Genomic DNA, 23,674 nt, shown 5'->3' with positions numbered 1-23,674 from the left:
GGTATCCCCAGTTCAGGCGGATTTGACCCAGTCGCCTTGATCAAGCGCAACTCGGTCCACGGGGATTTAGGTGTGGCCGATCAGCCACACAAGGCTCACCAGCCCCGTTGGGCGATATAGTTTTCCAGGGCCGCGATCCGAGTGGCGTCCGAAGGGTGGGTCGAGGTGAATTGCGGGGCGCTGGATCCGCCCTGGGCCTGCATGTGCAGCCACAGGACCACCGCCTCGCGCGGGCGGTAGCCGGCCCGCTGCATGAAGTCGACGCCCAGGCGGTCGGCCTCCAGCTCCTGCTTGCGCGAAAACGGCAGCAGGAAGCCGTACTTGGCCGCGTCGCCGCCGTAGCTGGAGATGGCCCGGGCGGTGTCGCCGCCGGTGGCCGCGCCCAGCACGCCCAGCAACAGGCTGGAGGCCACGGTCTGCGACTGGCGCTCGGCGGCGTGATGGGCGATGACATGGCCGGTCTCGTGGCCGATCACGGCGGCCAGCTGGTCGTCGTTGTCGACGATCGTGAGCAGGCCGGTGGTGACGCCGACATGGCCGCCGGGCAGCACGAAGGCGTTGGGCGCGGTGTTCTCGAACACCGCATAGTCCCAGGGCTGCTGGCCCAGGCCGGCGGCGTCGACCACCCGTTGCCCCACGGCGCGCACGCGGGCGTTGGCCCGCCGGTCCGTACTGACCTTGCTCTTGGCCAGGGCCTGGTTCCAGGCCTGCTCGCCGGCCTGGGTCAGGCTGTCGTCGTTGACGATGGTCATCTGCTGACGACCGAGTTCGGGGTTGTAGGCGCAGGCGGACAGGGCCAGGGCGGCGGTGAGGACAGGCAGGATCGGGCGCATGACGGAGTTCCGACGGGCTATCGGGAAAACTTAGGTGCAACACCTACCATTGTCATCCTGAACGGCGCCTGTCCGAGACAACCACCGAAAGGCTCACTTCCCGTCGGCGTACAGCTTGACCACCTCGTAGAGGAACTGGCGGCCGTTCATCAGCGCCTTGACCTGGATGCGCTCGTTCAGGCCGTGGATGTGGTCGCCGTCGACGCCCGCCATCAGGCCCGACAGGCCGTAGGTCGGCACGCCGGCGGCGTTGGTGAAGCGGCCGTCGGTGGCGCCGGTCAGCATGGCCGGGACGAACGGCACCCCCGGCCAGATCTTGGCCGCGACCTTGGTGGCCGGAGCCATGATCCGCGGGGTCAACGGCGGCGGCGGGCTGACCGGGTCGGGTTCGTCCGCCAGGGTGATCTTGATGGCCGGGTCGGCGACGATCTTTTCCAGCTGGTCGCGGATGACCGCGGGATCGTTGCCCGGCAGGATGCGGCAGTTGACGTTGGCCTTGGCGCGCTGCGGCAGGGCGTTGGGCGCATGGCCGGCCTCGACCATGGTGGCCACGCAGGTGGTGCGCATCATGCTGTTGCGCCCCGGGTCGCGGGCCAGGATGGCGGCGGCCGCCGCGTCGTTCGGATCCTTGACCATGGCCCGCATGGCGTCGGCCACCTCGGGATCGGGCTCGATCTTTGCGTTCTGCTCGTAATAGCCCTTGGTGGCGTCGTTCAGGGCGATCGGGAAGTCATAGGCCCCCAGCCGCGCCAGGCCGCCCGCCAGGTGGTAGATCGCGTTGTCCTTGATCGGGCGCGAGGAGTGGCCGCCCGCGTTGGTCACTTCGAGATTGTAGTCCATGTAGACCTTCTCGCCGACCTGGATGCCCAGCAGCCGGGGCTGGCCCTTCTCGTCCAGCTGGCTGTCGTCGCCTTCGTTGAGGGCGAAGTCGGCCTTCAGGGTCTCGGGATGGTTCTCCAGCAGCCAGGGCACGCTGTTGAACGGGTCGCCGCCTTCCTCGCCGCAGGTCAGGGCCAGCTTGATGTCGCGCTTGGGCTGAAAGCCCTCTTTCTTGTAGCGCACCAGGCTGTCGGTGAAGATCGCCGCCATGGCTTTGTCGTCGCTGGCGCCGCGGGCGTAGAAATAGCCGTCCTCCTCGACCAGCTTGAACGGGTCGCGCACCCAGTCCTCGCGCTTGGCCTCGACCACGTCGATATGGGCCAGGAGCAGGATGGCCCCGGCCTTGGGGTCCTTGCCGCGCAGGGTGGCGACCAGGGCGCCGAACTTGGGATGCTCGGGCGGGAACAGCACGCGCACGTCGCTGTCGGGGAAGCCCGCCGCCTTCAGCCGCGCGCCCATCGCCTCGGCGGCCGCCGTGCAGCTGCCCACCGAGGCCGTGGTGTTGATCTCGACCAGCTCCTTGTAGAGCCCGCGGAAGGCGGCTTCGCCAGAGTCCTTGGGAGCGGACTGAGCTCTGGCCCCGGTCGCGACCAGGGCCGACAGGGCGGCCGCCGTCAGGAGAAAGGTCTTGGTCTTGCCGCGCATGGTCGCCCCCGAACTGTGAGGAGGCGAGGCTAGGCGGGGTTCGGCGCCGAGCGCAATGGGGGCGGAGCCAAAACGACGTCAGCCCCCGACAAGGTCGGGGGCTGACTGAAGATCAGTCGATGCTTGAAGAAGTCTAGACCTCTTCGGACTCCGGCGCGGCGCTGCCTTCGAAGCTGCGCGGGGCGCGGCGACGCTTGGGCTTGGCCGGAGCAGCTTCCGCGTCGGCCGCCAGCACCGACGAGGTCGAGACCGGACCGGTGTCCACGGCGCTCTCGGCGCGGGTCGACTTGCGGCCCAGGAAGGCCGGGGCGTGGCTGACGTCGCCGTCCTGGCCCCGCAGCAGCGGCGAGGCCTGGGCCTCGCTGGTCAGCGGCGTGGCCTGGGGCTCGATCACCGCCATCGGATCGCGGTCGCGCGGCGCGCGGTCGCGGCGCGGACGCTCGCGGCGGCCTTCGCCCCCTTGGTTGTCACGAGCTTGAACCTCGACGCCTTCGGCGGCGGCGGGACGATCCTCGCGCGGACGCTCGTCGCGGAAGCGGTCTTCCCGCGGGCGGTCGTCACGGGGGCGGTCGTCACGGGGACGGTCTTCCCTCGGACGGTCGTCGCGCGGGCGATCATCGCGAGGACGGTCATCCCGGGGGCGATCGTCGCGGGGCCGGTCGTCGCGGGGCCGGTCCTCGCGGTCGCGCCAACGGTCGCGGCGGCCTTGGCCCTGACCCGGCTGGCCGTCGAAGCGGTCGCGGCTTTGGTTGTTGTCGCGGGGACGGTCGTCGCGCTGTCCGTCACGGGGACGATCGTCGCGGGGACGGTTCTCGAACCGGTCGCGGCGCTGCTCGCCGCCCTGGCCGTCGCCGCCCTCGCCCTCGGCCGGAGCCTCGGTCTGGGTCGCTTCGGGGGTTTCGGGCTGCTCTTCCGGTTCGGCCTCGAAATCGATCTCGTAAGCCGAATAGGCGTCCTTGCCGATGATGTCGCTGACCGGGCGATTCGGCTGGATGGCTCGCAGGACGCGGAAATAGTGCTCAGCGTGCTGCAGATAGTTCTCGGCCAGCACCCGGTCGCCGGACGACGTCGCGTCGCGAGCCAGCTGCTGGTACTTCTCGTAGACGCTCTGGGCCGCGCCGCGCACCTTGACGCCTTCGGGGCCGTTCGAATCGAAGGCCCGGTTGGCGTTGTGCTGCTGAGGCTTGCCGCCGCTACCCGCTCCGCCGCGATTGTTGCGGCCGCGCTGGCGCTTCATGCCCTTGAAATCTCTCATCTTCTCTTCTGAACCTGTCCGGCGGCGATCTGCGCGTCCGGTGTTTGGCCTCTGGAGCGGGGTGGAACCCTGTTAGGTTCTGCCTTCGATGTTCTAGAGACGTTGGTTTCCGTAGAGCCTCCGCCCGGTTCGGGCGCGGCGATCAGCCGGGTCGGCCGTTCGCGCCTGCCGGGGGAGCCTCGCGGTCATCTAGACGACCGCTTTTCCCTTCACCCGGCGTTTTGGAAGGAGACGTTACTCGTCTACCGCCTCACGTCAGGGTTTCCAAGGAATTTTTCAATCAGGGACTTTGGCGGCTATTTGGTACCGGTGACAACGCGGTCGTTGACGGACAGATCCTTGATGGTCCGCACGTTCTGGGCGCCGGCCTGCTTGAACAGGGTCTCGACGTCCTCGGACTGGTCGTAGCCGATCTCGACGGCGAACATCGCGCCGGGCTTGAGCACCCGCAGGATCTCGCCGGCCAGGAACCGGTAAGCGTCCAGGCCGTCCGGACCGCCGTCCAGGGCCAGGCGCGGCTCGTGGTCGCGGACCTCGGGCTCCAGGGTCTCGATCACGTGGGTGGCGATGTAGGGCGGGTTGGAGACCACCAGGTCGAAGCTGTCGTCGCCCAGGCCGTTGGTCCAGTCGCCGCGCAGCAGGGCCACGCGGCCGGCCAGGTCGAGATTGGCGGCGTTCTCGCGGGCCACGGCCAGGGCCTCTTCCGAGACGTCGACGCCCAGGCCCTTGGCGGCCGGACGCTCGGCCAGCACCGCCAGCAGGATCGTGCCCGAACCGACGCCCAGATCGAGCATGTTGAAGCTCATCTGCTCGGGAAAGGCCTTGAGCACCTCGTCGACGATGACCTCGGTCTCGGGGCGCGGGGTCAGGACGTTCTTGTTGACCTGCAGCAGGATCTTCCAGAACCCCTTGCGGCCGATGATGTGGCTGACCGGCTCGCGACGCGCGCGGCGGTTCAGGAAATCATCCAGCGTCGCCATCTGCGCCTCGGTCAGCACGCGGTAGGGGTCGGTGATGATGTCGGTGCGGGTGACGTTGGCGGCCACTTCCAGCAGCAGGCGAGCGTCGATGGCCGGCTGATCGATCTGAACGTTCTTCAGACGATCCTTGGCGGCGTTCCAGGCTTTGACGAGGGTCAGGGTCATGGGCGGCGTCTTACTCCGCCTCGCGCGCGGAGGCGACCTTTTCGGGCTCAAATTTCCTCAATCGAGATTGATCTCGTCCCCCTCGGCCACCGCCCCGCCCTCTTCCACCTTCAGATAAACGCCGCACAGCATGTGGCCGTAGTGGTCGAACAGGGCCTTCACCAGGTCGATGTCGCGCTCGGCGGTGATCGGGTCGACCTGGGTGGCGGCGCAGCGGACGATCGGCTTGAGAACCTCCGCCCTCGCCTCGCCCACCCGCATCGTCCGCCCAGCCCAGTCGTTCTCGACCCAGGCCGGCCAGCCCTCGACATAAAGGTTGGCGCGGAAGCGCAGGGGATCGACCGGCCGGCCCAGCCGAGCCTCCAGGTCGCGGACGCTGGCCAGGTTGACGATGGAGACGTAGCCGCTGCGGCTGTCCATGAATCGATGGTCGCCCGGCCCCTCGACCACGCGCAGCGGCCCCTGGACCGCCTCGCCCAGCAGGTCGGCCAGCCAGACCTCGAAGCCGCGCCGCCCCTCGGCCCCGCGCAGGTCGTCGGCGAAGTCCGGCCGGCCCTCGGCCCGGGCGGTGAACACGCCGGTCGCCGCATCATAGGCGGTGCGGGCCTTGGCGACCTGCGGGATCTTGGCCAGCACCGTGAACTTCATCTTCGAGACGTGGGCCGGGGCGGCGGGATCGAAGCCGCTGGGCCCGTCCTCGACGGCGTAGAGCCGGTCGCAGGGAAAGCACCGGCCGGCCGTCAGTTCGGCCCCGTCCAGGCGCTCGGGCGTGAACCCCTTGACGGGATGGCGATAGAGGCTGGCGATCCGGGCGTGCATGGCGCGCAAGGTCGGCGACGACTCAGCGCTTGGCAAGCCAAGCTCACTGGGGCGCGCGGAACGGAGCGGCGAGCGGCGTGTTCCTCCAGCGGAGGGCCCGACCATGACCGACAACGTTCCGCGACGCCCGTTCCGGTCGTGGATCGCCTCGCGGCCCTATCACCTGGCGCCCTGGATCGCCCTGCTGGCCCTGGTCCCCTTCGTCCTGCCCAAGCCGAGACCCGGCCACGCGCCGAACGAGACGCCGCTCGACCACCCGCCCGGCCTGTCCGAGGACCGGGCCATGCCGCCGCACGACTTCGACAAGGCCGAGCCGATGCGCGGCCGCGCCGCCCGGCATCCGCACCGCATTCCCGTCCTGGGCTGGCGCGACATCCTGTGGCGCACCTTCCGCGAAATCAGCGTCGACCGCCTGCCCGCGGTGGCAGGCGGCGTGACCTTCTACACCCTGCTGGCCATCTTCCCGGCCATCGGCGCGTTCGTCTCGCTGTACGGCTTGTTCGCCGACATCGGAGCGGTCGAGAAGCAACTGCAGGAGATGTCGGGCGTCTTCCCCGCCAGCGTCGTCAACATCATCGGCGAGCAGATGCTGCGCCTGGCCAGCCAGGAGCAGGCCAAGTTGGGCGTGGCCTTCGTGCTCAGCCTGCTGCTGTCGATCTGGTCGGCCAACGCCAGCATGAAAGCGCTCTTCGACGGCCTGAACGTCGCCTATGACGAGGACGAGAAGCGCAACTTCGTCACCAAGACGGCCTGGACCTACGTCTTCACCCTCTGCGCCCTGCTATACGCCGTGGTGTTGGCCGGCGTGCTGATCGCCGCGCCGATCCTGCTGGAGCGGGTGGGCCTGAGCGCCGCGGCGGTGATCTGGATCCCGCTGCGGTGGCTGATCGTGCTGGGGGTGACGGCCCTGGCCTTCGCGATGCTCTATCGCTTCGCCCCCTGCCGCGCCCGACCGCGCTGGCGCTGGGTGATCTGGGGTTCGATCTTCGGCGCCGCGGCCTGGCTGCTGGGCTCGCTGGGCTTCTCGGTCTACGTCAACCGCGTGGCCCACTACGACGCCACCTACGGCCCCCTGGGCGCGGTGATCGCCTTCATGGTCTGGATGTGGTTCTCGATCATGACCGTCCTGGTCGGCGCCGAGCTGAACGCCGAGATCGAGCACCAGACCGCCATCGACTCCACGACGGGTCCGGAAAAGCCGATGGGCGAGCGCGGCGCGGCCATGGCCGACACCGTGGGCTTGGCCTTCCACCCCTGGGAGTTCATCCAGCGCGAGGCCGGTACGGTCAAACGGGTGTCCGGCCGCTACTGGGGCCGCGCGCTGGGGCTGGGGCGTGGCGAGACAGGAACCAAGCCGCCGCCAAGCTGAACCGTGGGGCTTTTACCGCGCCCCGGCCTCGCCTATGTCGAAAGGCGCGAACCGGGGGGAAAGCATGGCGAGCACGGGATCGAAGGTCGCGGTTGCGGACGGCGAGGTCAGGACGCCGACCAGAAGCGTCTGGACAACGACGATCGGCGGCGGAGCCCTGGCCGCGTTCATGATTTTCGGCGTGGTCATGAACCTTCTATGGCCCATGGTCCATGGCCCGTGGCTGTTTAGCGCGCTCGCGGTGATCCTCGCGCTTGGCGCCGTCTATGCGATTGTCGATGCGTGGACCAGCCGGTGGCGGCTGTTGCCCGATCGGGTCGAAGCCAAGGGGCTGTTTGGGGTGGAAAGCCTCTCGCGCGCCAAGATTGTCGGCTTTCGCGTCGAGCCGCAGGACCACATCCGCCTGGAGTCGGTCGACGGTCGTAAACACGGCCTGAGCGTCCCGATGCACGTCGCCAAGAATCCGGTCTGGGCGGCTTGGTTCGAGACCCTGGAGAACCTGGACGCCGTGGCGTTCAACCAGGAGCTGGCGATCCTGGAAAAAGACCCGCGCCTGGGCGCCAATCCGACCGCCCGCCTGGAGACCCTGGGCTCGCTGCGCAAGCTGACCGGCCGCGCCTCCCTGGTCGGCATAGGCCTGGCCTGCTGGCTGCTCTTCTATCCGCACCCCTACGGGCCGGCGGTGGCGATCAACGTCGTCACTCCCCTCATAGCCCTGGCCGTCGCCAACCGCTGGCGCGGCCTGGTGAGCCTGATGGGGGATCAGGGCGAGGAGCCGACCATCAGCCTCATGGCCTTCTGGTTCATGCCCAGCCTGATCCTGGCCCTGCGCGCCTTGCTCGACATCGACAAGATCGACTGGATCCAGCCGCTTTGCGCCGGGCTCGGCCTGGCCGCCATCCCGTTCCTCTTCGCCCTGCGGGCCCAGCGGGTGTCGCCGAAATCCTGGGCGACGCTGTTCCTCGCGCTGTTCCTGGCGGTCGTCACCTTCTGCTGGGGCTGGGGAACGATCAGCCTGGCCAACTGGTGGTTCGACAAGGCGCCGCCGGCGATCCAGCGGGCCGTGGTCGTCCACAAGGGCGGGTCGGCCGACGACGATCCGACCCTCAGCCTCCGCGCGGTCGACGCCGGGGCGAACCTCCCGCTGATCGAGGACCTCAAGGTCTCGAAAGCCCGTTTCGAGGCCTCGCGGGTTGGCGGCGTCGCCTGCGTCGCCATCTATCCGGGATGGCTGGGCTGGCGCTATGTCGCGATGGCCCGCTGTCCCGCCGCCGCCCATTGACGCCCCTCCCCTCCCAGGACCCCGCATGATCTTCGCCCCCGCCGTCGAATCCGAATTCCCCGCCATCGTCGACCTGGTCAATTCGGCCTATCGCGGCCAAGGCGCCCAGGCGGGCTGGACCACCGAGGCCGGCTATATCGACGGCCAGCGCATCGACCTGGAGAGCCTCAAGCAAGACCTGGCCGAGGCGCCCAGCGCCACGTTGCTGACCCTGCGCGACGAGCCCGACGGCCCGTTGCTGGGCTGCGTCTGGATCGAGCCCGACGCCGAGGTTCCGGAAGGCGACGCCTGGTACCTGGGCATGCTGACCATCCGCCCCGACCAGCAGGACCGCCAGCTGGGCCGCGCCCTGCTGGCCCACGGCGAGACTTACGCTCACGGGCTAGGCGCGAAGCGGGTGCGCATGACCGTGGTCCACCTGCGCGACACCCTGATCGCCTGGTACCAGCGCCGGGGCTACGCCCTGACCGGCGAAACCAAGCCGTTCCCGGTCGGCGACCGGTTCGGCAAGCCGCAACGCGAGCTGTCGTTCGTGGTGCTGGAAAAAACGCTCTAGGGCCGCCTCGGCGCGACCAGACTCCAAACCGATTGACCGCTCAACCCTGGCAAGCATAGTCTTTATCTGGGGTTGAGCTTAGGGCGCATTTCCCGCCATGACGGAAGGCCGACGCGTCGCGATCCCGCGACCGCGATCTGTCGCGCCGGTCAGGCCGCCGAACCCTCCGCCGAACCTCCACCGGAAGACCCTCGAGCACGCGATCCATCCCCAGGACACAGAGGAGCAGCGCCATGAAAACGGGCGTCACGATCAGCAAGGTCATTCTCTGCACGACGCCCCATCTGGACTGGGACTGGATCCTGCCCTTCACCGCCCTCTGCTCGAACATCCCGCCGTACCGCATCGGCGAGTACAGCTACTTCAGCTCCACGGGCGGCGACGCCTTCACCATCTTCAGCCAGGCGACAGACCTGCTGGCGCCGAACGGGACGCCCGACCCCGCCTACTTCTATTCGATCTGCGAGATGGGTTTCCTGAAGGCGTTCACCGACGCCAATCCGCAGATCGCCGGCGTGCTGAAGCAGGCGGCCAGCAACCTCGAGATCCTGGGCGGCGGGATCACCTCGCCCGACAGCCTGCTGCCGCACGGCGAGGCCTTCATCCGCAACTATCTGACGGGCACGAGCTGGGTGCAGCAGGCCTACGGCCTGTTCCCCAAGCACGCCTATGTGCCCGACGACTTCGGCCACGACTCGCAGCTGCCGGTCATGCTGGCCGCCATGGGCTTGCAGGGCGTGGCCTTCGAGCGGGTGCCCGGCGGCCAGCCCACCAACATCCCGCCCCTGAAGGGCCAGGGTCCGTCGCCCGCCCAGTGGATGACGGACAACGGCACCGAGTTCGTCTGGGGCGCGCGCGACGGCTCCACGGCGATCGCCCACTGGCTGATGGCCGGCTACGGCCAGGGCTCCGGGCTCGACCCGAGCAACGCGCTCACCCAGATCCAGCTCTATATCGACGCCAACGCGCCGTCGTCGGTGACCCCGACCCTGTACGTGCCCGTGGGCACCGACTTCGCCCTGCCGACCGACACCGCCAGCTGCGTCGAGATCTGGAACCAGCAGAGCGGCTCGGCGGTGACGGCGGTCGCCGGCACCTTCGACGACTACATCCAGGCCATCGTCGGCAGCGGCCTGCTCGGCGCGCCGCAGGCTTTCCGCCCCCAGCCGTACTATTCGGGCTGCTACCAGACCCGGCCCCGCCTGAAGCGGCTGCACTATGACGCCACGCGCGCCCTGCTGGGGGCAGAGATCTTCGGCGTCATCGCCGGGGCGCGCAACGCCCAGACCTGCGGCGGCGCGTGGACGGTCGAGCTGCAGGCGCGCACCTCGGCCTTGCGGGAAGCCTGGCTGGGCCTGGTTCCCAGCACCCACCACGACTTCATCACCGGCACCGCGGCCGACTACGTCTATCGCGGCGAGCAGCTGCCGCGGCTGACCGCCGCCCGCACCGGCGCCAACGGCCTGCGCCGCGATGCGATGCGGGAAATCGCCGCCCAGGTCACGGCCGCGCCCCAGTCCGGAGAGCAGCCGGTCGTGGTGTTCAATCAGCTGGGCTTTGCGCGGACCGGCCTGGTCGAGCTGGCGGTTCCGCCGACCCAGAACCTCGCCGCCTTCTCCAGCGTGCGCACCCCGAACGGGAGCGTCCCGTTCCAGGCCGACGCCGACGGCGGCCTGCTGTTTCCGGCGACCTGCGACAGCCTGGGCTACACGACCTGCTACCTGTCCACCGACACCGTGCAGCCGACCACCCAGGCGACGATCACCACATCGGACGACGGGGCTTCCTACACGCTGGCCAACGCCCTGATCTCGGTGGACGTCAGCGCGGCCTCGATGTGGGCGATCGACACGATCCTGGATCTGCGGTCGGCCAATCCCCAGGCCAATGTGCTGGGCGGGACCTCCAACCAGGTCGGCTTCTACCTGGACGCCGACGGCAACAACTACCGCTACAGCTGCGAACAGGGGGCCTCGTATCCGCCCCTGAAGCTCGACACCAGCGTGACCACCGTCGTGACCGGGGTCCAGGTGCTGGAGACGGGGCCGCTGCGCGTGCGCCTGCAGGCCCAGCTCACCTGCACGGTGGCCGGCGCGGACTATCCCTATCAGCTGGAGTACCTGCTGGCCGCCGACGAGCCTTTCGTGCGCATGCGCACCACCGGCAATTGCCCGTTCGGCTATTCGGCGATGACGATGTTCGACCTGAGCGCCGAGGTCGACGTGATCGCCCAGGGCACGCCCTACCACTGGGACGACGCCCGCCAGGTCCGCTACTGGACGGGCCCGTCGATGCAGGCGACCCACGATTTCCTGATCCCGGAAAACACCTCGGGCGCGCCGCTCTGCGCGATCTATCACGGCGCCATGCCGGCCTGGGGCCAGGGCGACCAGAACAGCACGCTGCTGGTGGGGGGCCTGGCCCGCAATCCGGGCGAAAACTATTTCGGCTGGTGCCCCATCCCCGCGCCGCCCGGCGGCATCGATCCCGACGTCCATACGCTGGAGTATGCGTTCCGCGTGCCCACCGGGATCACGGTGGACAGCGACGGCAAGGCCGATCCCAGCGACGGCGCCCAACTGATCGAGGCCCTGGCCTACACCACGCCGCTGACGGCGCTGATCGCCCCGCCCAATTCGACCACCGCCCTCCCCGCGTCGATCTCCCTGGCCTCGGTGAGCGCCGCTTCAGGGACGTCCACGCCGATCCTGACGGTCGCCAAGCCCTCGGAAGCCGATCCGGCCAGCTTGATCCTGCGCGCCTACCAGCCTTCGAACGCCAGCATGGACGTGACGGTGTCGCTGGCCGGGCTGCAGACCCTGGGTGGAACCGTCAACGACGCCAGCCTGGTCACGGCGCTCGAACAGTCGATCAGCGGGGGCCAGACCCCGACCGTGACGGGGGCCGACATCGCCTTCACCGCCGAGCTGGCGCTGGCGACGCTGAAGGTGGGGTGGTCGGCGTGAGATCACACCCACTTGCCCCCACCTGACCGCTTCGCGGTCTGTCCGCCCCCATAGGGGGCGGAGGACGAACGCGGCTCCTCTTCCCCCTAAGGGGGAAGACGGTCGCGAAGCGACCCGTAGGGGGCAAGTGGTCTCCTAGTAGCCCTCTTCCAGGCTCGCCAGCCGCGCGGCCTGATCTTCGGCGATCAGCGGCTTGATGATGTCGTCCAGGGCGTCGCCCTCCATCACCTTGGGCAGGTTGTAGACCGTCAGGTTGATGCGGTGGTCGGTGACCCGGCCCTGGGGGTAGTTGTAGGTGCGGATGCGCTCGGAGCGGTCGCCGCTGCCGACCTGGCTCTTGCGGGCGTCGGAGCGGGCGGTGTCGAGGGCCTCGCGCTGCATGTCGTACAGGCGCGCCTTCAGGTTCTTCATGGCCCGCGCGCGGTTCTGGTGCTGGCTCTTTTCCGACGAGGTCACCACCACGCCGGTCGGCAAGTGGGTGATGCGCACGGCCGAGTCGGTCTTGTTGACGTGCTGGCCGCCGGCCCCCGACGAGCGGTAGGTGTCGATGCGCAGGTCGCTGTCGTTGATCTCGATCTCGACGTCCTCGGCCTCGGGCAACACCGCGACGGTGGCGGCCGAGGTGTGGATGCGGCCTTGCGCCTCGGTGGCCGGCACGCGCTGGACGCGGTGCACGCCGCTTTCGAACTTCCAGCGGCCGAACACGCCGTCGCCGGTGACCGAGGCGATGATTTCCTTGTAGCCGCCCATCTCGCCCTCGGAGACGCTGTCGATCTCGACCTTCCAGCCCTGCAGCTGGGCGTAGCGCTGGTACATGCGGAACAGGTCGCCGGCGAACAGAGCCGCCTCGTCGCCCCCCGTGCCGGCCCGCACTTCGAGAATGGCCGAGGCGTTCTCGTCCTTGTCGCGCGGGGCCAGCATCAGGGCCAGCTCGCGCTCCATGACCGGCAGCTTCTCGTCCAGCGCCTGGATCTCGTCGGCGACCATGGCCGCCATCTCCGGATCGCCGGCCATCTCCTCCAGCTCGGCGCGCTCGGCGCTCAGCTTGGCCAGGGCCTGGACGGACTCGGCCACCGGGCGCAGCTCGGCGTGCTCCTTGGAGAGCTTGACGATCTCGGCGCCGTCGGTGGCCGCGCCCATGCGGGCTTCGACTTCACGGAAGCGGTCGAGAACTTGGTCGAGGCGGGCCTGGGGCAGTCGCAAGGGGGAACGTCACGCTGTGGGAGAACGGGCGGTCTCTCTACCGCTCCGGACGCGCCGCGTCACCCCTTGGCGGGCGCGGCGGGGCGGAGGACCTGTAAAGCGTCGCCTTGCGCCCCCATCTCCCGGTCGCGGCGATCTCATCCCCCGCGCCGCGCTTTCCCTCGGAGCTCTCCATGCCCCTGTCGATGCACCGCGCCTCCGTTCCCGTCTTCGTCCGCGCCCTGAAGGTGCTGGCCACCCTGCTCGAGAAGGGCGAGGCCCACGCCAAGGCCCAGGGCCAGAACCCGGACGACCTGGTCGGCGCCCGCCTGGCCGACGACATGCTGCCGCTGTCAGGCCAGGTCCAGCGCGCCTCGGACGCCTCCAAGGGCGCGGTGTCGCGGCTGACCGGCGTCGACGCGCCGGCCATGGCCGACGAGGAAACCACCCTGGCCCAGCTGAAGACGCGCGTCGCCGACACCCTGGCCTATATCGAAAGCGTCGATCCCAAGGCGTTCGAGGGCAGCGAGGAGCGCACCGTCGAGCTGAAGCTGCCCGGCGGGACCCTGACCTTCACGGGCGAGGACTATCTGCTGACCTTCGCCCTGCCGAACTTCTTCTTCCACGTGGTCACCGCCTACGACGTGCTGCGCCACAAGGGCGTGCAGATCGGCAAGCTGGACTATATGGGCCCGGTGCGGAGCTAGGGTTCAGCCCAAAGCCCACCCACCGTTGTCATCCCGGAAGCCTCGCAGAGGCTGTCCGGGATGACAACAGATTGGGCGCTCCGACTGCTCCCCTACGGAACCGCCTTGACCTCCACCGACACCAGCGCCCGGGGCGAACGTCCCGGCCGCAGGTCGCCGTCGACGACCAGGCGGTAGGGCCCTTCCTTGGCGTCCAGCGGCTGGCCGTCCTTGCTGTCGGCGATGATCACCGGATTGGCGCGATAGATCGGGTCGGTCTCGCCCAGCGAATAGGTGCTGGTGAAGCCGTCCGCGCCCTTGGCGACCACGATCTGGTTCAGGTAGCGGCCCATCAGCCGGTCGCCCGACACCACCCCGGCCTGGCGCAGGGCCGCGTTCAGCAGCGCGCCCTCGTAGGTGATCTGTTTGCCGTGGGCGGTGAACGTCGCCTTGGCGCGCGGCAGGGCCTTCAGGTCGGCCGGCGTCAGCACCACGGAGTCGCGCCCCTCGACGGCGACCTTCAGGTCCTGGGCCAGGGCGGGCGTCGCGGCTCAGACGGCCATTGGGGCGATCAGGGCGGCGAGCAGAAGCGGCGGACGCATTTGGGGGGACCTCGTGTGGAGGCCCGATCTGGGGCCGATGCGCCCCATCGCACAACCCCCTCCCTTCCGCTCATCCCGGCGAATGCCGGGATGAGCGAATTTCAAAGGGACTCAATACAGCAGGGTTTTCCCGATCACCCCCGAGCCGTCCGGCAGCGGCGAGATCTGCTTGATCATCACCTGGCTGCCCTTGGCGAACCAGAAGCGGGTCACCGGCATTTCCGGGCGGTTGTAGTCGGCGGTGACCAGCCAGCAGTCGACCTTGCCGCCGCCCGGCAGGTCCAGGGTCTCCGATCCGGCCACCTTGAACACATAGGCCGCCGGCGGGCCGCCGCCCGGGTGGGTGAAGACGATGCTGGCCTCGTAGCCCGCCGCCAGCGGCAGGGCCTGGATGAACTCCATGTCGGTCTCGAAATTGAAGCTGGGCTGCGGCGAGGCGACCTCGAAGTCCTTGGCCGCGTTGTCGGCCAGGTCCTTCAGGCCGACGATCTTGTCGGGTTGGAAAACGAAGCCCTCGACCTTGGTCACGCCGTCCTTCTGCGAGCGGCGGACATGGGTCAGGGGTCGGAAGGTGCCGACCTCGAACCAGCTGTCCAGCTGACGGTCCGACGGCGTGGCGCCCGCCCCGTCCCAGTGCTGGACGATGTGCATCCGGCGCTGGCCGTCCAGGTCCTCGAAGCGGACTTCGCGGGTCCAGACGTCGGCGACGCGGATCGTGTCGCCGGTCTGCTTGTAGCGCAGATAGCGGTGCACGCCGGGCTTGAGATTGGCGAAACGGGCCAGCGGCTGGCCGACCGGCACCGGGGTGACGGCGGCCTGCGCGGCGGTGGCGACGCCGCCGGCCACAAGCAGGACGGCGACCAGGGAGGCGGAAAGCGCGGTACGAACGGCGAGGGACATGGAAGGCTCCGGATAAGGTGGCCGCACCAGAGCTCAACCGTCCGCCGACGCCTACTTAAGTTTCCGCAATCCTAGCCGTGCGACGACCAGCGCGGCGTGGACGGCAGGTCGGCCAGCAGGCGCGGGGCCTCCTTCGACGCGCCGGACTTCGACGCCTCAGTCGGCCGGGTCTCGACCACCAGCGGGTAGAGCGAGACCACCAGCAAGGCGGCCATGGTCAGGTTGAAGGCCCGCAGCACCGGCGGCCGGTCCAGGAAGCGCCGCATGCCCTGGCCGAACCCGGCCCAGGCGGCGCTGCACGGCGCGCCGACCAGCATGAAGGTCCCCGCCACGAAGAACACCCCGATCGTCGACCCCTCGGGCGTGTAGGTGGTCGCGGCGGTCAGGGCCATGGCCCAGGCCTTGGGATTGACCCACTGGAAGGCGGCGGCTTGCAGGAAGGTCATCGGGCGCGAGCTGGCGCCCTTGTCGGCGACGCCCTTGGCCGTGGCGATCTTCCAGGCCAGCCACAGCATGTAGGCGCCGCCCACCCACTTCAGCCCCTCGTGCAGCGCCGGCCAGGCCCTGAACACCCCGCCCAGGCCCAACCCCATGGCCATCACCATCACGCCCAGACCGGCGCTGATGCCCAGGATGTGCAGCACCGTGCGGCGGAAGCCGAAGTTCGCGCCCGAGGCCAGCAGCATCATGTTGTTGGGGCCGGGCGTGCCGGCGGTGGCGAAGGCGAACAGGACGAAGGCAAGCAGCAGTTGAGCGGTCATGACGGACACTCCAGACGTGGAATGTCACGGTCATCTTGTCAATTGCATCATGAGTCAAAACCTATATTGTTCCAGTGACAATTTTGGAGAACGCCGTTGGCCGGCTGGACCCCCACCCTCTCGCCCGGCGACACGCCGCTGTATGAGCGCCTGCTGGACGCCCTGCGGGCCGACATCGCCTCGGGGGTCCTGGGGGACGGCGAGCGCCTGCCGCCGCAGCGCGACCTGGCCCATCGCCTGGGCCTGGGCCTGGGCACGGTGACCCGGGCCTATGTCGAGGCCGAGAAGGTCGGGCTGGTGCAGGCCCATGTCGGGCGCGGCAGCTTCGTGCGGGGGGCGACGGCGGCGAAGCCCGATCGAACCGGCGACGGCGGCCCGATCAACCTGTTCCACAACATCGCGCCCAGCGGCCCGGCGGACGCGCGTCTGGCCGATACGCTGACGCGTCTGCGCCGGCGGCCCGACCTGATCGAGCATCTGGGCTATTCGCCCTCGGCCGGGCTGGAGGTCCAGCGGCGGGCCGGCGCGGCCTGGCTGGAGCGCAGCGGCGGCCTGACCGGCGCGGACTGGACCCGGCTGGCCTGCACGGCCGGCGCCCAGCAGGCCCTGGCCCTGGCTTTCGGGGCGGTGGCGCGGCCCGGCGACACGGTGCTGTGCGAGGCCTCGACCTTCTACGGCGTCAAGGCGCTGGCCGAGCACGCCGGCTACCGACTGAAAGGCCTGGCCATGGACGCCGAGGGCCTGCGGCCCGACGCCCTGGACGAGGCCGCCGCGACCGGCGCGTCCAGAGTCGTCGCCATCCAGCCCACCCTGCAGAACCCCACCGGCCGGATCATGAGCGCCGACCGTCGCGCCCAGATCGTCGCCGTGGCCCGCAAGCGCGACCTGCTGCTGATCGAGGACGACATCTACGCCGTCTATGCGCCCAACGCCCCGCCGCCGTTCGCGGTGCTGGCGCCGGAGCGGACCTTCCACGTTTCGGCGGTGTCGAAGTCGCTGGCCCCGGGCCTGCGGCACGGCTTCCTGATCGCCCCGCCCGGCGACCACATGGACCGGGTGCTGCGCGCGGTCCGCGCCCTGGCCTACGCGCCGCCGGCCTTCGGCGGCCTGATCGCCACCCAGTGGATCGAGGACGGCACGGCCGACGCCATCGTCGCCGAGGTGCGCGAGGAAATGACCGCCCGTCTGGTCCTGGCCCGCCAGATCCTGGGCGACGCCATCGAGACGCCGATGTCGGCCAGCGCCCCGCACGTCTGGCTGCCGATGTCGGAACTGGACGCCGAGCGCCTGGCCGGCCGGGCCCTGCGCGGCGGCGTCGAGCTGACCCCGCCGTCTGCCCCGGTCGTCGAGCCCGGCGCGACCACCGGCCTGCGGCTGTGCCTGGGCGCGGCGCGAGACCGCGAAGAGTTGGAACGGGGCCTGAGGATCGTCGCGGCGGCGGTGTCGGACGTGGACGAGCGTTCGCGTGCGGTGATCTGAAGGTTTCCGCCGATTTGTTCTAGCGCCTTCCGTGGAAGCGCCCGACACCATCGGGATCTGTTTCAAGACCCCAGCCAAGGAGCCGCCCATGGCGACCGCCACCGCCCGCATCGGCGACGCCCGCTACGCCACCGCCATCACCACCGGCCGCCACGCCCTGACGGCCGACGAGCCCGAACGCAACGGCGGCGCCGACGTGGGTCCCGCCCCGTTCGACCTGCTGCTGGCCTCGCTGGGAGCCTGCACGGCCATGACCCTGAAGATGTACGCCGAGCACAAGCAATGGCCGCTGGAGTCGCTGGAGGTCCGGCTGCATTACCATGGCGGCGAGACCCCGCCCCGGATCGAGCGCGTGCTGGTCCCGGCGGGATCGCTGGACCCGGCTCAGCGGGCGCGGCTGGCGGATGTGGCGGAGCGGACGCCCGTGACCCTGGCCATCAAGGGCGGAGTCCCGATCCAGACGTCGCTGGGATGATCCTCCCCCCTTGGGGAGGATCTAGTCATTCGGCCGCGATCGCCTCGGCGTCGGCCGCCGCCTTCAGCTGGGCCGCGCGCTGTTCGACCAGTTCGACGATGTGGTCGATCATGCCTTCGTTGGACTGTTTGTGGTCGGGCTTGCCGGCCATGTAGACCATGCCCGAACCGGCCCCGCCGCCGGTGAAGCCCAGGTCGGTCATCAGCGCCTCGCCCGGGCCGTTGACCACGCAGCCGATGATCGACAGCGACATCGGCTGGGAGATGTGGGCCAGCCGCGCCTCCAGCGCCTCCACCGTCTTGATCACGTTGAAGCCCTGACGGGCGCAGGACGGGCAGGCGATGATGTTGACGCCGCGGTGGCGCAGGCCCAGCGACTTGAGGATGTCGAAGCCGACCTTGATCTCCTCGACCGGGTCGGCGGCCAGGGACACCCGGATGGTGTCGCCGATGCCGGCCCACAGCATCGAGCCGATGCCGATCGACGACTTGACCGTGCCGGTGCGCAGGGCGCCCGCCTCGGTGACGCCCAGGTGCAGCGGGCAGTCGATGCGCTCGGCCAACTGGTAGTACGCCGCCACCGTCATGAACGGGTCCGAAGCCTTCACCGAGATCTTGAACTCGTGGAAGTCGTGGTCCTGCAGGATGCGGGCGTGGTTCAGCGCGCTCTCGACCATCGCGTCGGGACAGGGCTCGCCGTACTTCTCCAGCAGGTCGCGCTCCAGCGAGCCGGCGTTGACCCCGATCCGCATCGAGCAGCCGTGGTCGCGGGCCGCCTGGATCACGTCGCGCACCCGGTCGGGCGAACCGATGTTGCCCGGATTGATCCGCAGGCACGCCGCGCCGGCCTGCGCCGCCTCGATGCCGCGCTTGTAGTGGAAGTGGATGTCGGCCACGAGCGGGACCTTGGCCTCGCGGACGATGGTCTTGAAGGCCGTGGTCGAGTCGACGTCGGGGCACGAGACCCGGACGATGTCGGCGCCGGCCTCCTCCAGCTGACGGATCTGCTCCAGCGTCGCCTTGGCGTCGCTGGTCAGGGTGTTGGTCATCGACTGGACGGTGATCGGCGCGTCGCCGCCGACCTCGACATTGCCGACGCGGATCTTGCGCGACTGCCGGCGCTCGATCTGGCGCCAGGGGCGGAGGTGGGTGTGGTCTGCGGACATGCGCCCAATCTAAGGGGTTTGGCGCCAGAACCCAAGAGGTCCCCAAGAGCGTCACGTAAATGTCGCGGGCGCCACGATCCTGACGCGGGCGGGTGGTCTCTAGACCCATCCCGGGACGACCTTGGAGTTTCAATGAGCGGGCGACCGCAGCCGTACGACCCCCTGGTCCCGACGCCGGTCCGCCGTCGGCGAGCGAGGGTGGACGGCTTCATCGCCGGGCTGATCAGCGTCGCGGCCCATGGCGCGCTGCTGCTGGCCCTGTGGGCGGTGCGCATCCAGCCGCCGATGACCCCCGAGCCCGATCCGATCGTCGTGGCGCTGTACGAGCCGCCCCCTCCCCCGCCCGAACCGCCGAAGCTCGCGCCCGAACCGGCCGGCGATCCGGCTCCGGCCAAGCGCTCGCCGCCCAAGCTGCCCGTCCGCCCGCCGCGCCTGGTCCCGCCGCGGGAGGTCGAGACCCTGCCCGCCAAGCCGGCCCCGGCGCCCGTGGTGGTGGCCGAACTCGGCGAGGCCGACCTGATCGGCGCCGCGACCGCCGGCAGCGGATCCGGAGCCGGCGGCGCCGGGAACGGCCCGGGCGGCGGCGGTTGCGACATGGTGCGGCTGCTGCAGGACGCCCTGCGCAAGAACCCGCGCGTCCGCGCCGCCCTCGTCCAGGTCCACCCCGAGGCGGCGGCCAAGGGCAAGGCGGTGCTGGTCTGGAACGGCGACTGGGTGCAGAGCCCGGGCCAGGAGGGCAAGGGCCTGGCCGGAGTGCGCGAGCTGATCATGCTGGAGGTGGCGTTCGCGCCGAAGGCCTGCCGCGACGACCCGATGCGGGGACTGGTCCTGATCTCGCTCAGCGACGCCCCGGGGGCGCCGCGCCTGGCCCTGGGGTCACGCCGGTGGAACTGGTCGGACCTGCTGTTCGCGAAATCGGGCGGGCGACGGGGTTAGGGCGCGCCGCAAACCTAACCATCCACCCCTCTAACTCGCCGTCATCCCGGGCCTTGTGCCCGGGACCCCTGGTTCAGCTGACGGTGAAGCGAAATGCCGCGCAAGCGCGCCACACCCCTGCCTTTGCGCGGACAGAGGGGTCCCGGGCACAAGGCCCGGGTGACGGTTGGTGGGATTAGCCCTGCGGCTTCGGCGGTTGCGTCGCGACCGGAGCAGCCGGCGCCGCCGGGGCGGTCGTCAGCTTGCCCAGCGAGGCCGTCGGGCCGGGCATGCGGCTGGTCAGGGCGCCGGCGTTGTAGACCTCGAAGGCGCCGGGGTCGGAGACCTCGGCGATCAGGCCGCTGTTGCGCGGGGCGCGGAACGCCTCGCCGGCCGCCATCCAGCGGCTGAAATAGATCGCGCCGCCGGCGTCGTGGACGGTCAGCGAGCCCGGCTTGCGGGCCTGCAGGATCAGGCCGGAGGCCTCGGCCGGGGCCGCGCCGTACATCGGGCCCTTGGCCCGGAACGGGGCGCCGACATTGAACACCTGGTTGGGATCGACGCCGCTCTTGGCCGCCTCGGACGCACGAGCCTTGGAGGCGGCGCTGACGGCGTCGGCCGAACCGCCGTTGGCGGCGGCGTCGTCGAGGCCGGGGGTCTTGTAAGGCTCGGGCGTGGTCGACTCGACCGGCGCCGGCAGCGGCGCGCCCAGCGAGACCGAGCCGGGCGCGGCGTTGGGATCGACCGGAACGGCGGCCGGCGTGTTGACGGCGGCGGTCGCCTGGGCCTCGGCCACCAGAACCGGCGGGGCGTCCTTGGCGATGGCGCGCTGGGCGACGTTCCACAGCACGATGGCGGCCACGATCAGCACGCCCAGCGCCAGGATCAGGCCCAGGCGCGGGTCGCGCTCGTGGCGCACGCCGACCGGGGCGCGCAGCGGCTCGCTGTCGTCGGGCACGTCCACCTTGAAGCGGGCCACGGCGGCGTCGCCGTCCAGGCCCAGCATCTTGGCGTAGGATTTCACGTAGCCGATGGTGAACGGGCGCGAGGGCAGCTCGTCCAGGCGCAGGTCCTCCAGCGCCTCGATATAGCTCAGGCGGATGCGGGTGGCGTCGGCGACGTCCTGCAGGGTCAGGCCGCGGAATTCACGCGCCGCGCGCAGGGCCGAACCGATGTCGACGCCGTGGTCGATCGAAGGCTGGTGCGCGGCCACGGGAGCGTCTTCACGCTCGCCGTCGGCGACCAGATGCAAGTGCGGAACCCTGCCCGTATCCAGCGGCATGGCTGCCATGAGACCCCAAATTTCGCGTCACCGGAGAATTCGACCCCACTAAGGAGAAGAACCCAGCAACCGCCCCACCCGTCCTAGCCGGGATTTGTTAATACTTTATGGTCGATATCAAAGTAAGTCGCCGGATTCAATACACTATAAAGCCGCGCTTGGTTAACCCCGCCATGTGTAGGCGGGGGTCTATATGGCGACGTAAAGCTTGCGCGCCAGGGTCTCGATCTCGCCACGGAGCGATCCGGCCGAGGTCTTGAGCAGGGCCTCGACGTTGCGCCGAGCGGCTTCACGGTCGCACGACAGCACCATCTGCTTGACCGGTCCGATGCCGGCCGGCGGCATCGACAGACGGTCGAAACCCAAGGCCAGCAAGGCGAAAGCCTCCAGCGGGCGCCCCGCCATCTCGCCGCAGACCGAGACCGGCGTGCCGGTGTCGGCGCAGGCCTGCTGGATGGTCTTCAGGGCGCGCAGGGCGGCGGGGGACAACGGATCGTAGCGGTCCGAAACCCTTGGATTGCCCCGATCGGCGGCGAACAAGTACTGCATCAGGTCGTTGGTGCCGACCGAAACGAAGTCGGTCATCGGCAACAGCGCGTCGAGATGCCACAGCAGCGAGGGCGCCTCGATCATCGCCCCGACGTCCAGGCGGGCCGGTTCTGGGCGGCCGCGCTTCAACGCCCAGGCGACTTCCTGGTCGACGAAGGCGCGAGCGGCGCGGAACTCGTCCACATTGGCCACCAGCGGGAACATGATCCGCAGCTCGCGTCCGCGCGCGGCCTTGATCAGAGCGCGGATCTGCATGCGCAGCAGGGCCGGGCGGTCCAGGCCCATCCGAATGGCGCGCCAGCCCAGGGCCGGATTGTCCTCGCGCTCCAGCTCCATGTACGGCAGCAGCTTGTCGCCGCCCAGATCCAGGGTCCGGAAGGTCACCGGCATGCCGTCGGCGGCCTCCAGCACCTTTTCGTAGAGCGCGGTCTGGGCCTCGAGCCGGGGCATCTCCTCGGCCACCATGAACTGGAACTCGGTGCGGAACAGGCCGATGCCCTCGGCCCCGGTCTCGCCCAGGATGTCCAGATCGACGGCCAGGCCGGCGTTCATCAGCAGGGTGACCTTGTCGCCGTCCTTGGTGACGGCCGGCGTGTCGCGGATCCGGACGAACTCGGCCTTGCGTTGGGCGCGGACCTCCATCCGGGCCTTCAGCGCCTTGACCACGTCGGAGCGCGGCCGCAGCCAAGCCTCGGCGGTCTCGGCGTCGACCACCACCGGATCGCCCTCGCTGACCCGGTCGCGCAGACCGGCCAGGCGGCCGACGCAGGGGATGTCCAGGGCCCGGGCGACGATGCCGGCGTGGCTGGCGGCCGAGCCTTCCTCCAGCAGGATGCCCTTGAGCTTGGTGCGGTCGTACTCCAGCAGGTCGGCCGGCCCCAGGTTCCGGGCGATCAGGATCGCGTCCTCGGGCAGCACGCGCACGGCGTGGACGTCGCCCGACAGGTGGCGCAGCAGCCGGTCGTTGAGGTCTTCCAGGTCGTGCAGGCGTTCGCGCAGATAGGGGTCGCGGGCCTGGCCCAGGCGGGCGCGGTGCTCGGAGCGCACGCGCTCCACCGCAGCCTCGGCGGTCAGACCCGAACGCACGGCTTCCTGCAAGCTGCGGTTCCAGCCCCGGTCGTGGGCGAACATCCGGTAGGTCTCGAGCACCTCGTAGGAGGCGCCGACCAGGCCGTGCTGGCCTTCCAGCATCTCGTCGATCTGGGTCTGCAGCGCCTCGATCGCCCATTTCAGCCGAGCCTCCTCGGCCAGGGCGTCGTCGGACAGCAGCTGCTCGGGGGCCACCGGCTGCTCGTGCAGCACGGCCACCCCATAGGCCAGCCCCTCGGCGAAGCGCGTGCCCTTCAGCCGCTCGGGCTTGTGCGGCGCGATCTCGACGTCCTTGAGTTCGGTCAGGCCCAAGAGCTCGCCGGCGCTGACCATCTCGGCCAGGACCATGGCGATGATCTGCAGATCCTCGACCTCCTCCTCGTCATAGACCCGCTCGGTGCGGTTCTGGACGACCAGCACGCCGATCGTCCGGCCGCCGCGCAGCAGCGGCACGGCCAGGAAGGCGTGGTAGGGATCTTCGCCGGTTTCCGGGCGGTACGAGAAGGCCGGGTGGCTGGCGGCGTCCGACAGGTTCAGCGGCCGGCCCAGGCGCATGGTCTCGCCGACCAGGCCCTCGCCCGGCTTCATGCGGGTGACGTGGACGGCGTCGCGCGACAGGCCTTCGGTGGCGAACAGCTCCAGGTCGCCCGAGGCGCGGCGCAGATAGATCGAGCAGACCTCGGCGACCATCGAGATGGCGATGGTGCGCACCACCATGTCGAGCTTGGCCTGGGCGGGGCCGCCTCCGGCCATGGCCTCGCGAATCTGCCGAAGCAGGCTGCGTGGTCCCCGAACAGCGATCCCGGACGCCGCCATGTTTGCGCGCGCACTCCCCTATGT

At 69.8% G+C, this 23,674-nt stretch carries 21 protein-coding genes; 8 read left to right on the top strand and 13 right to left on the bottom strand.

Translation table 11 applies throughout. From position 1 onward, the window contains the following. Nucleotides 1-95: 95 nt before the first annotated feature. From ASD21_RS08250 to ASD21_RS08230, 5 genes are all read right to left on the bottom strand, one after another. Complete coding sequence (locus tag ASD21_RS08250) at nucleotides 96-833, bottom strand: M48 family metallopeptidase (protein WP_056439363.1); 738 nt, start codon at nucleotides 831-833, stop codon at nucleotides 96-98. 93 nt (nucleotides 834-926) lie between these two features. After that, the gene (locus ASD21_RS08245) at nucleotides 927-2,357 is read right to left on the bottom strand and encodes a M20/M25/M40 family metallo-hydrolase (protein WP_056439360.1); all 1,431 of its coding nucleotides are present in this window, start codon (nucleotides 2,355-2,357) and stop codon (nucleotides 927-929) included. 133 nt (nucleotides 2,358-2,490) lie between these two features. After that, nucleotides 2,491-3,612, bottom strand: a complete 1,122-nt coding sequence (locus ASD21_RS08240) for a DUF4167 domain-containing protein (protein ID WP_056439357.1) — start codon at nucleotides 3,610-3,612, stop codon at nucleotides 2,491-2,493. Between the two features lie 296 nt (nucleotides 3,613-3,908). Further along, complete coding sequence (gene prmC, locus ASD21_RS08235; RefSeq protein WP_056439354.1) at nucleotides 3,909-4,757, bottom strand: peptide chain release factor N(5)-glutamine methyltransferase; 849 nt, start codon at nucleotides 4,755-4,757, stop codon at nucleotides 3,909-3,911. A gap of 57 nt (nucleotides 4,758-4,814) precedes the next feature. After that, nucleotides 4,815-5,576, bottom strand: a complete 762-nt coding sequence (locus ASD21_RS08230; protein ID WP_156398326.1) for an MOSC domain-containing protein — start codon at nucleotides 5,574-5,576, stop codon at nucleotides 4,815-4,817. A gap of 103 nt (nucleotides 5,577-5,679) precedes the next feature. Between ASD21_RS08230 and ASD21_RS08225 the strand changes: the two genes are divergently transcribed. After that, on the top strand, nucleotides 5,680-6,945 hold the full coding sequence (locus ASD21_RS08225; RefSeq protein WP_056439347.1) for a YihY/virulence factor BrkB family protein: 1,266 nt from the start codon (nucleotides 5,680-5,682) through the stop codon (nucleotides 6,943-6,945). Between the two features lie 12 nt (nucleotides 6,946-6,957). Here ASD21_RS08225 and ASD21_RS23860 read toward each other — a convergent pair whose 3' ends face one another. Next, entirely contained in the window at nucleotides 6,958-7,134 is a 177-nt protein-coding gene (locus tag ASD21_RS23860) for a hypothetical protein (RefSeq protein WP_156398317.1), read from the bottom strand. A gap of 52 nt (nucleotides 7,135-7,186) precedes the next feature. On the opposite strand from ASD21_RS23860, the gene ASD21_RS08220 reads away from it, so the two are divergent. The 3 genes from ASD21_RS08220 to ASD21_RS08210 all read left to right on the top strand — a co-directional run bounded on the left by ASD21_RS08220 (nucleotide 7,187) and on the right by ASD21_RS08210 (nucleotide 11,749). Beyond that, entirely contained in the window at nucleotides 7,187-8,227 is a 1,041-nt protein-coding gene (locus ASD21_RS08220; protein WP_156398316.1) for a hypothetical protein, read from the top strand. 25 nt (nucleotides 8,228-8,252) lie between these two features. Beyond that, nucleotides 8,253-8,783, top strand: a complete 531-nt coding sequence (locus ASD21_RS08215; protein WP_056439342.1) for a GNAT family N-acetyltransferase — start codon at nucleotides 8,253-8,255, stop codon at nucleotides 8,781-8,783. A 233-nt stretch (nucleotides 8,784-9,016) separates the two neighbouring features. Continuing rightward, nucleotides 9,017-11,749: a hypothetical protein gene (locus ASD21_RS08210; RefSeq protein ID WP_056439341.1), complete on the top strand. Its 2,733-nt coding sequence runs from the start codon at nucleotides 9,017-9,019 to the stop codon at nucleotides 11,747-11,749. 135 nt (nucleotides 11,750-11,884) lie between these two features. Here the strand turns inward: ASD21_RS08210 and prfA are convergent, their stop codons facing one another. Further along, entirely contained in the window at nucleotides 11,885-12,952 is a 1,068-nt protein-coding gene (gene prfA / locus ASD21_RS08205) for a peptide chain release factor 1 (protein ID WP_056439338.1), read from the bottom strand. Nucleotides 12,953-13,125: 173 nt separating this feature from the next. Between prfA and ASD21_RS08200 the strand changes: the two genes are divergently transcribed. Further along, a complete protein-coding gene (locus tag ASD21_RS08200) occupies nucleotides 13,126-13,638 on the top strand; it encodes a DUF1993 domain-containing protein (RefSeq protein ID WP_056439335.1) in 513 nt (170 codons plus the stop codon). A gap of 92 nt (nucleotides 13,639-13,730) precedes the next feature. On the opposite strand, the gene ASD21_RS08195 is transcribed toward ASD21_RS08200, so the two are convergent. The 3 genes from ASD21_RS08195 to ASD21_RS08185 all read right to left on the bottom strand — a co-directional run bounded on the left by ASD21_RS08195 (nucleotide 13,731) and on the right by ASD21_RS08185 (nucleotide 15,880). After that, nucleotides 13,731-14,111, bottom strand: a complete 381-nt coding sequence (locus ASD21_RS08195; RefSeq protein ID WP_235524857.1) for a molybdopterin-dependent oxidoreductase — start codon at nucleotides 14,109-14,111, stop codon at nucleotides 13,731-13,733. A 219-nt stretch (nucleotides 14,112-14,330) separates the two neighbouring features. Continuing rightward, nucleotides 14,331-15,119: a DUF3108 domain-containing protein gene (locus ASD21_RS08190; protein WP_056439332.1), complete on the bottom strand. Its 789-nt coding sequence runs from the start codon at nucleotides 15,117-15,119 to the stop codon at nucleotides 14,331-14,333. A 71-nt stretch (nucleotides 15,120-15,190) separates the two neighbouring features. Beyond that, nucleotides 15,191-15,880 (bottom strand): LysE family translocator, encoded by a 690-nt coding sequence (locus tag ASD21_RS08185; protein WP_056439329.1) that lies wholly within the window; start codon nucleotides 15,878-15,880, stop codon nucleotides 15,191-15,193. A gap of 96 nt (nucleotides 15,881-15,976) precedes the next feature. Between ASD21_RS08185 and ASD21_RS08180 the strand changes: the two genes are divergently transcribed. Next, nucleotides 15,977-17,359 carry an aminotransferase-like domain-containing protein gene (locus tag ASD21_RS08180; protein ID WP_056439326.1) on the top strand — a complete coding sequence of 461 codons (1,383 nt, stop codon included), beginning with the start codon at nucleotides 15,977-15,979 and terminating at the stop codon, nucleotides 17,357-17,359. Between the two features lie 88 nt (nucleotides 17,360-17,447). Beyond that, nucleotides 17,448-17,834, top strand: coding sequence for an OsmC family protein (locus ASD21_RS08175; protein WP_056439738.1), 387 nt, complete (start codon nucleotides 17,448-17,450; stop codon nucleotides 17,832-17,834). Between the two features lie 25 nt (nucleotides 17,835-17,859). Here the strand turns inward: ASD21_RS08175 and ispG are convergent, their stop codons facing one another. After that, the gene (ispG, locus tag ASD21_RS08170; RefSeq protein WP_056439324.1) at nucleotides 17,860-18,999 is read right to left on the bottom strand and encodes a flavodoxin-dependent (E)-4-hydroxy-3-methylbut-2-enyl-diphosphate synthase; all 1,140 of its coding nucleotides are present in this window, start codon (nucleotides 18,997-18,999) and stop codon (nucleotides 17,860-17,862) included. Nucleotides 19,000-19,131: 132 nt separating this feature from the next. On the opposite strand from ispG, the gene ASD21_RS08165 reads away from it, so the two are divergent. Next, the gene (locus ASD21_RS08165; protein ID WP_056439321.1) at nucleotides 19,132-19,935 is read left to right on the top strand and encodes a hypothetical protein; all 804 of its coding nucleotides are present in this window, start codon (nucleotides 19,132-19,134) and stop codon (nucleotides 19,933-19,935) included. 175 nt (nucleotides 19,936-20,110) lie between these two features. Here the strand turns inward: ASD21_RS08165 and ASD21_RS08160 are convergent, their stop codons facing one another. Next, complete coding sequence (locus tag ASD21_RS08160) at nucleotides 20,111-21,205, bottom strand: helix-turn-helix domain-containing protein (RefSeq protein WP_156398315.1); 1,095 nt, start codon at nucleotides 21,203-21,205, stop codon at nucleotides 20,111-20,113. Between the two features lie 180 nt (nucleotides 21,206-21,385). Then, complete coding sequence (gene ptsP / locus ASD21_RS08155) at nucleotides 21,386-23,650, bottom strand: phosphoenolpyruvate--protein phosphotransferase (RefSeq protein ID WP_056439316.1); 2,265 nt, start codon at nucleotides 23,648-23,650, stop codon at nucleotides 21,386-21,388. Nucleotides 23,651-23,674 lie beyond the last annotated feature (24 nt).

It is taken from the genome of Caulobacter sp. Root1455 (genome assembly GCF_001426905.1).
Lineage (GTDB): Bacteria > Pseudomonadota > Alphaproteobacteria > Caulobacterales > Caulobacteraceae > Caulobacter.
This window is presented reverse-complemented; position numbering and strand designations above follow the sequence as displayed.

What these genes read in the sequence shown, in the direction of transcription:
- ASD21_RS08250 (WP_056439363.1), bottom strand. Translation starts at nt 833, where the DNA reads ATGCGCCCGATCCTGCCTGTCCTCACCGCCGCCCTGGCCCTGTCCGCC.
- ASD21_RS08245 (WP_056439360.1), bottom strand. Translation starts at nt 2,357, where the DNA reads ATGCGCGGCAAGACCAAGACCTTTCTCCTGACGGCGGCCGCCCTGTCG.
- ASD21_RS08240 (WP_056439357.1), bottom strand. Translation starts at nt 3,612, where the DNA reads ATGAGAGATTTCAAGGGCATGAAGCGCCAGCGCGGCCGCAACAATCGC.
- prmC (WP_056439354.1), bottom strand. Translation starts at nt 4,757, where the DNA reads ATGACCCTGACCCTCGTCAAAGCCTGGAACGCCGCCAAGGATCGTCTG.
- ASD21_RS08230 (WP_156398326.1), bottom strand. Translation starts at nt 5,576, where the DNA reads ATGCACGCCCGGATCGCCAGCCTCTATCGCCATCCCGTCAAGGGGTTC.
- ASD21_RS08225 (WP_056439347.1), top strand. Translation starts at nt 5,680, where the DNA reads ATGACCGACAACGTTCCGCGACGCCCGTTCCGGTCGTGGATCGCCTCG.
- ASD21_RS23860 (WP_156398317.1), bottom strand. Translation starts at nt 7,134, where the DNA reads ATGACCACGCCGAAAATCATGAACGCGGCCAGGGCTCCGCCGCCGATC.
- ASD21_RS08215 (WP_056439342.1), top strand. Translation starts at nt 8,253, where the DNA reads ATGATCTTCGCCCCCGCCGTCGAATCCGAATTCCCCGCCATCGTCGAC.
- ASD21_RS08210 (WP_056439341.1), top strand. Translation starts at nt 9,017, where the DNA reads ATGAAAACGGGCGTCACGATCAGCAAGGTCATTCTCTGCACGACGCCC.
- ASD21_RS08200 (WP_056439335.1), top strand. Translation starts at nt 13,126, where the DNA reads ATGCCCCTGTCGATGCACCGCGCCTCCGTTCCCGTCTTCGTCCGCGCC.
- ASD21_RS08190 (WP_056439332.1), bottom strand. Translation starts at nt 15,119, where the DNA reads ATGTCCCTCGCCGTTCGTACCGCGCTTTCCGCCTCCCTGGTCGCCGTC.
- ASD21_RS08185 (WP_056439329.1), bottom strand. Translation starts at nt 15,880, where the DNA reads ATGACCGCTCAACTGCTGCTTGCCTTCGTCCTGTTCGCCTTCGCCACC.
- ASD21_RS08175 (WP_056439738.1), top strand. Translation starts at nt 17,448, where the DNA reads ATGGCGACCGCCACCGCCCGCATCGGCGACGCCCGCTACGCCACCGCC.
- ispG (WP_056439324.1), bottom strand. Translation starts at nt 18,999, where the DNA reads ATGTCCGCAGACCACACCCACCTCCGCCCCTGGCGCCAGATCGAGCGC.
- ASD21_RS08165 (WP_056439321.1), top strand. Translation starts at nt 19,132, where the DNA reads ATGAGCGGGCGACCGCAGCCGTACGACCCCCTGGTCCCGACGCCGGTC.
- ASD21_RS08160 (WP_156398315.1), bottom strand. Translation starts at nt 21,205, where the DNA reads ATGGCAGCCATGCCGCTGGATACGGGCAGGGTTCCGCACTTGCATCTG.
- ptsP (WP_056439316.1), bottom strand. Translation starts at nt 23,650, where the DNA reads ATGGCGGCGTCCGGGATCGCTGTTCGGGGACCACGCAGCCTGCTTCGG.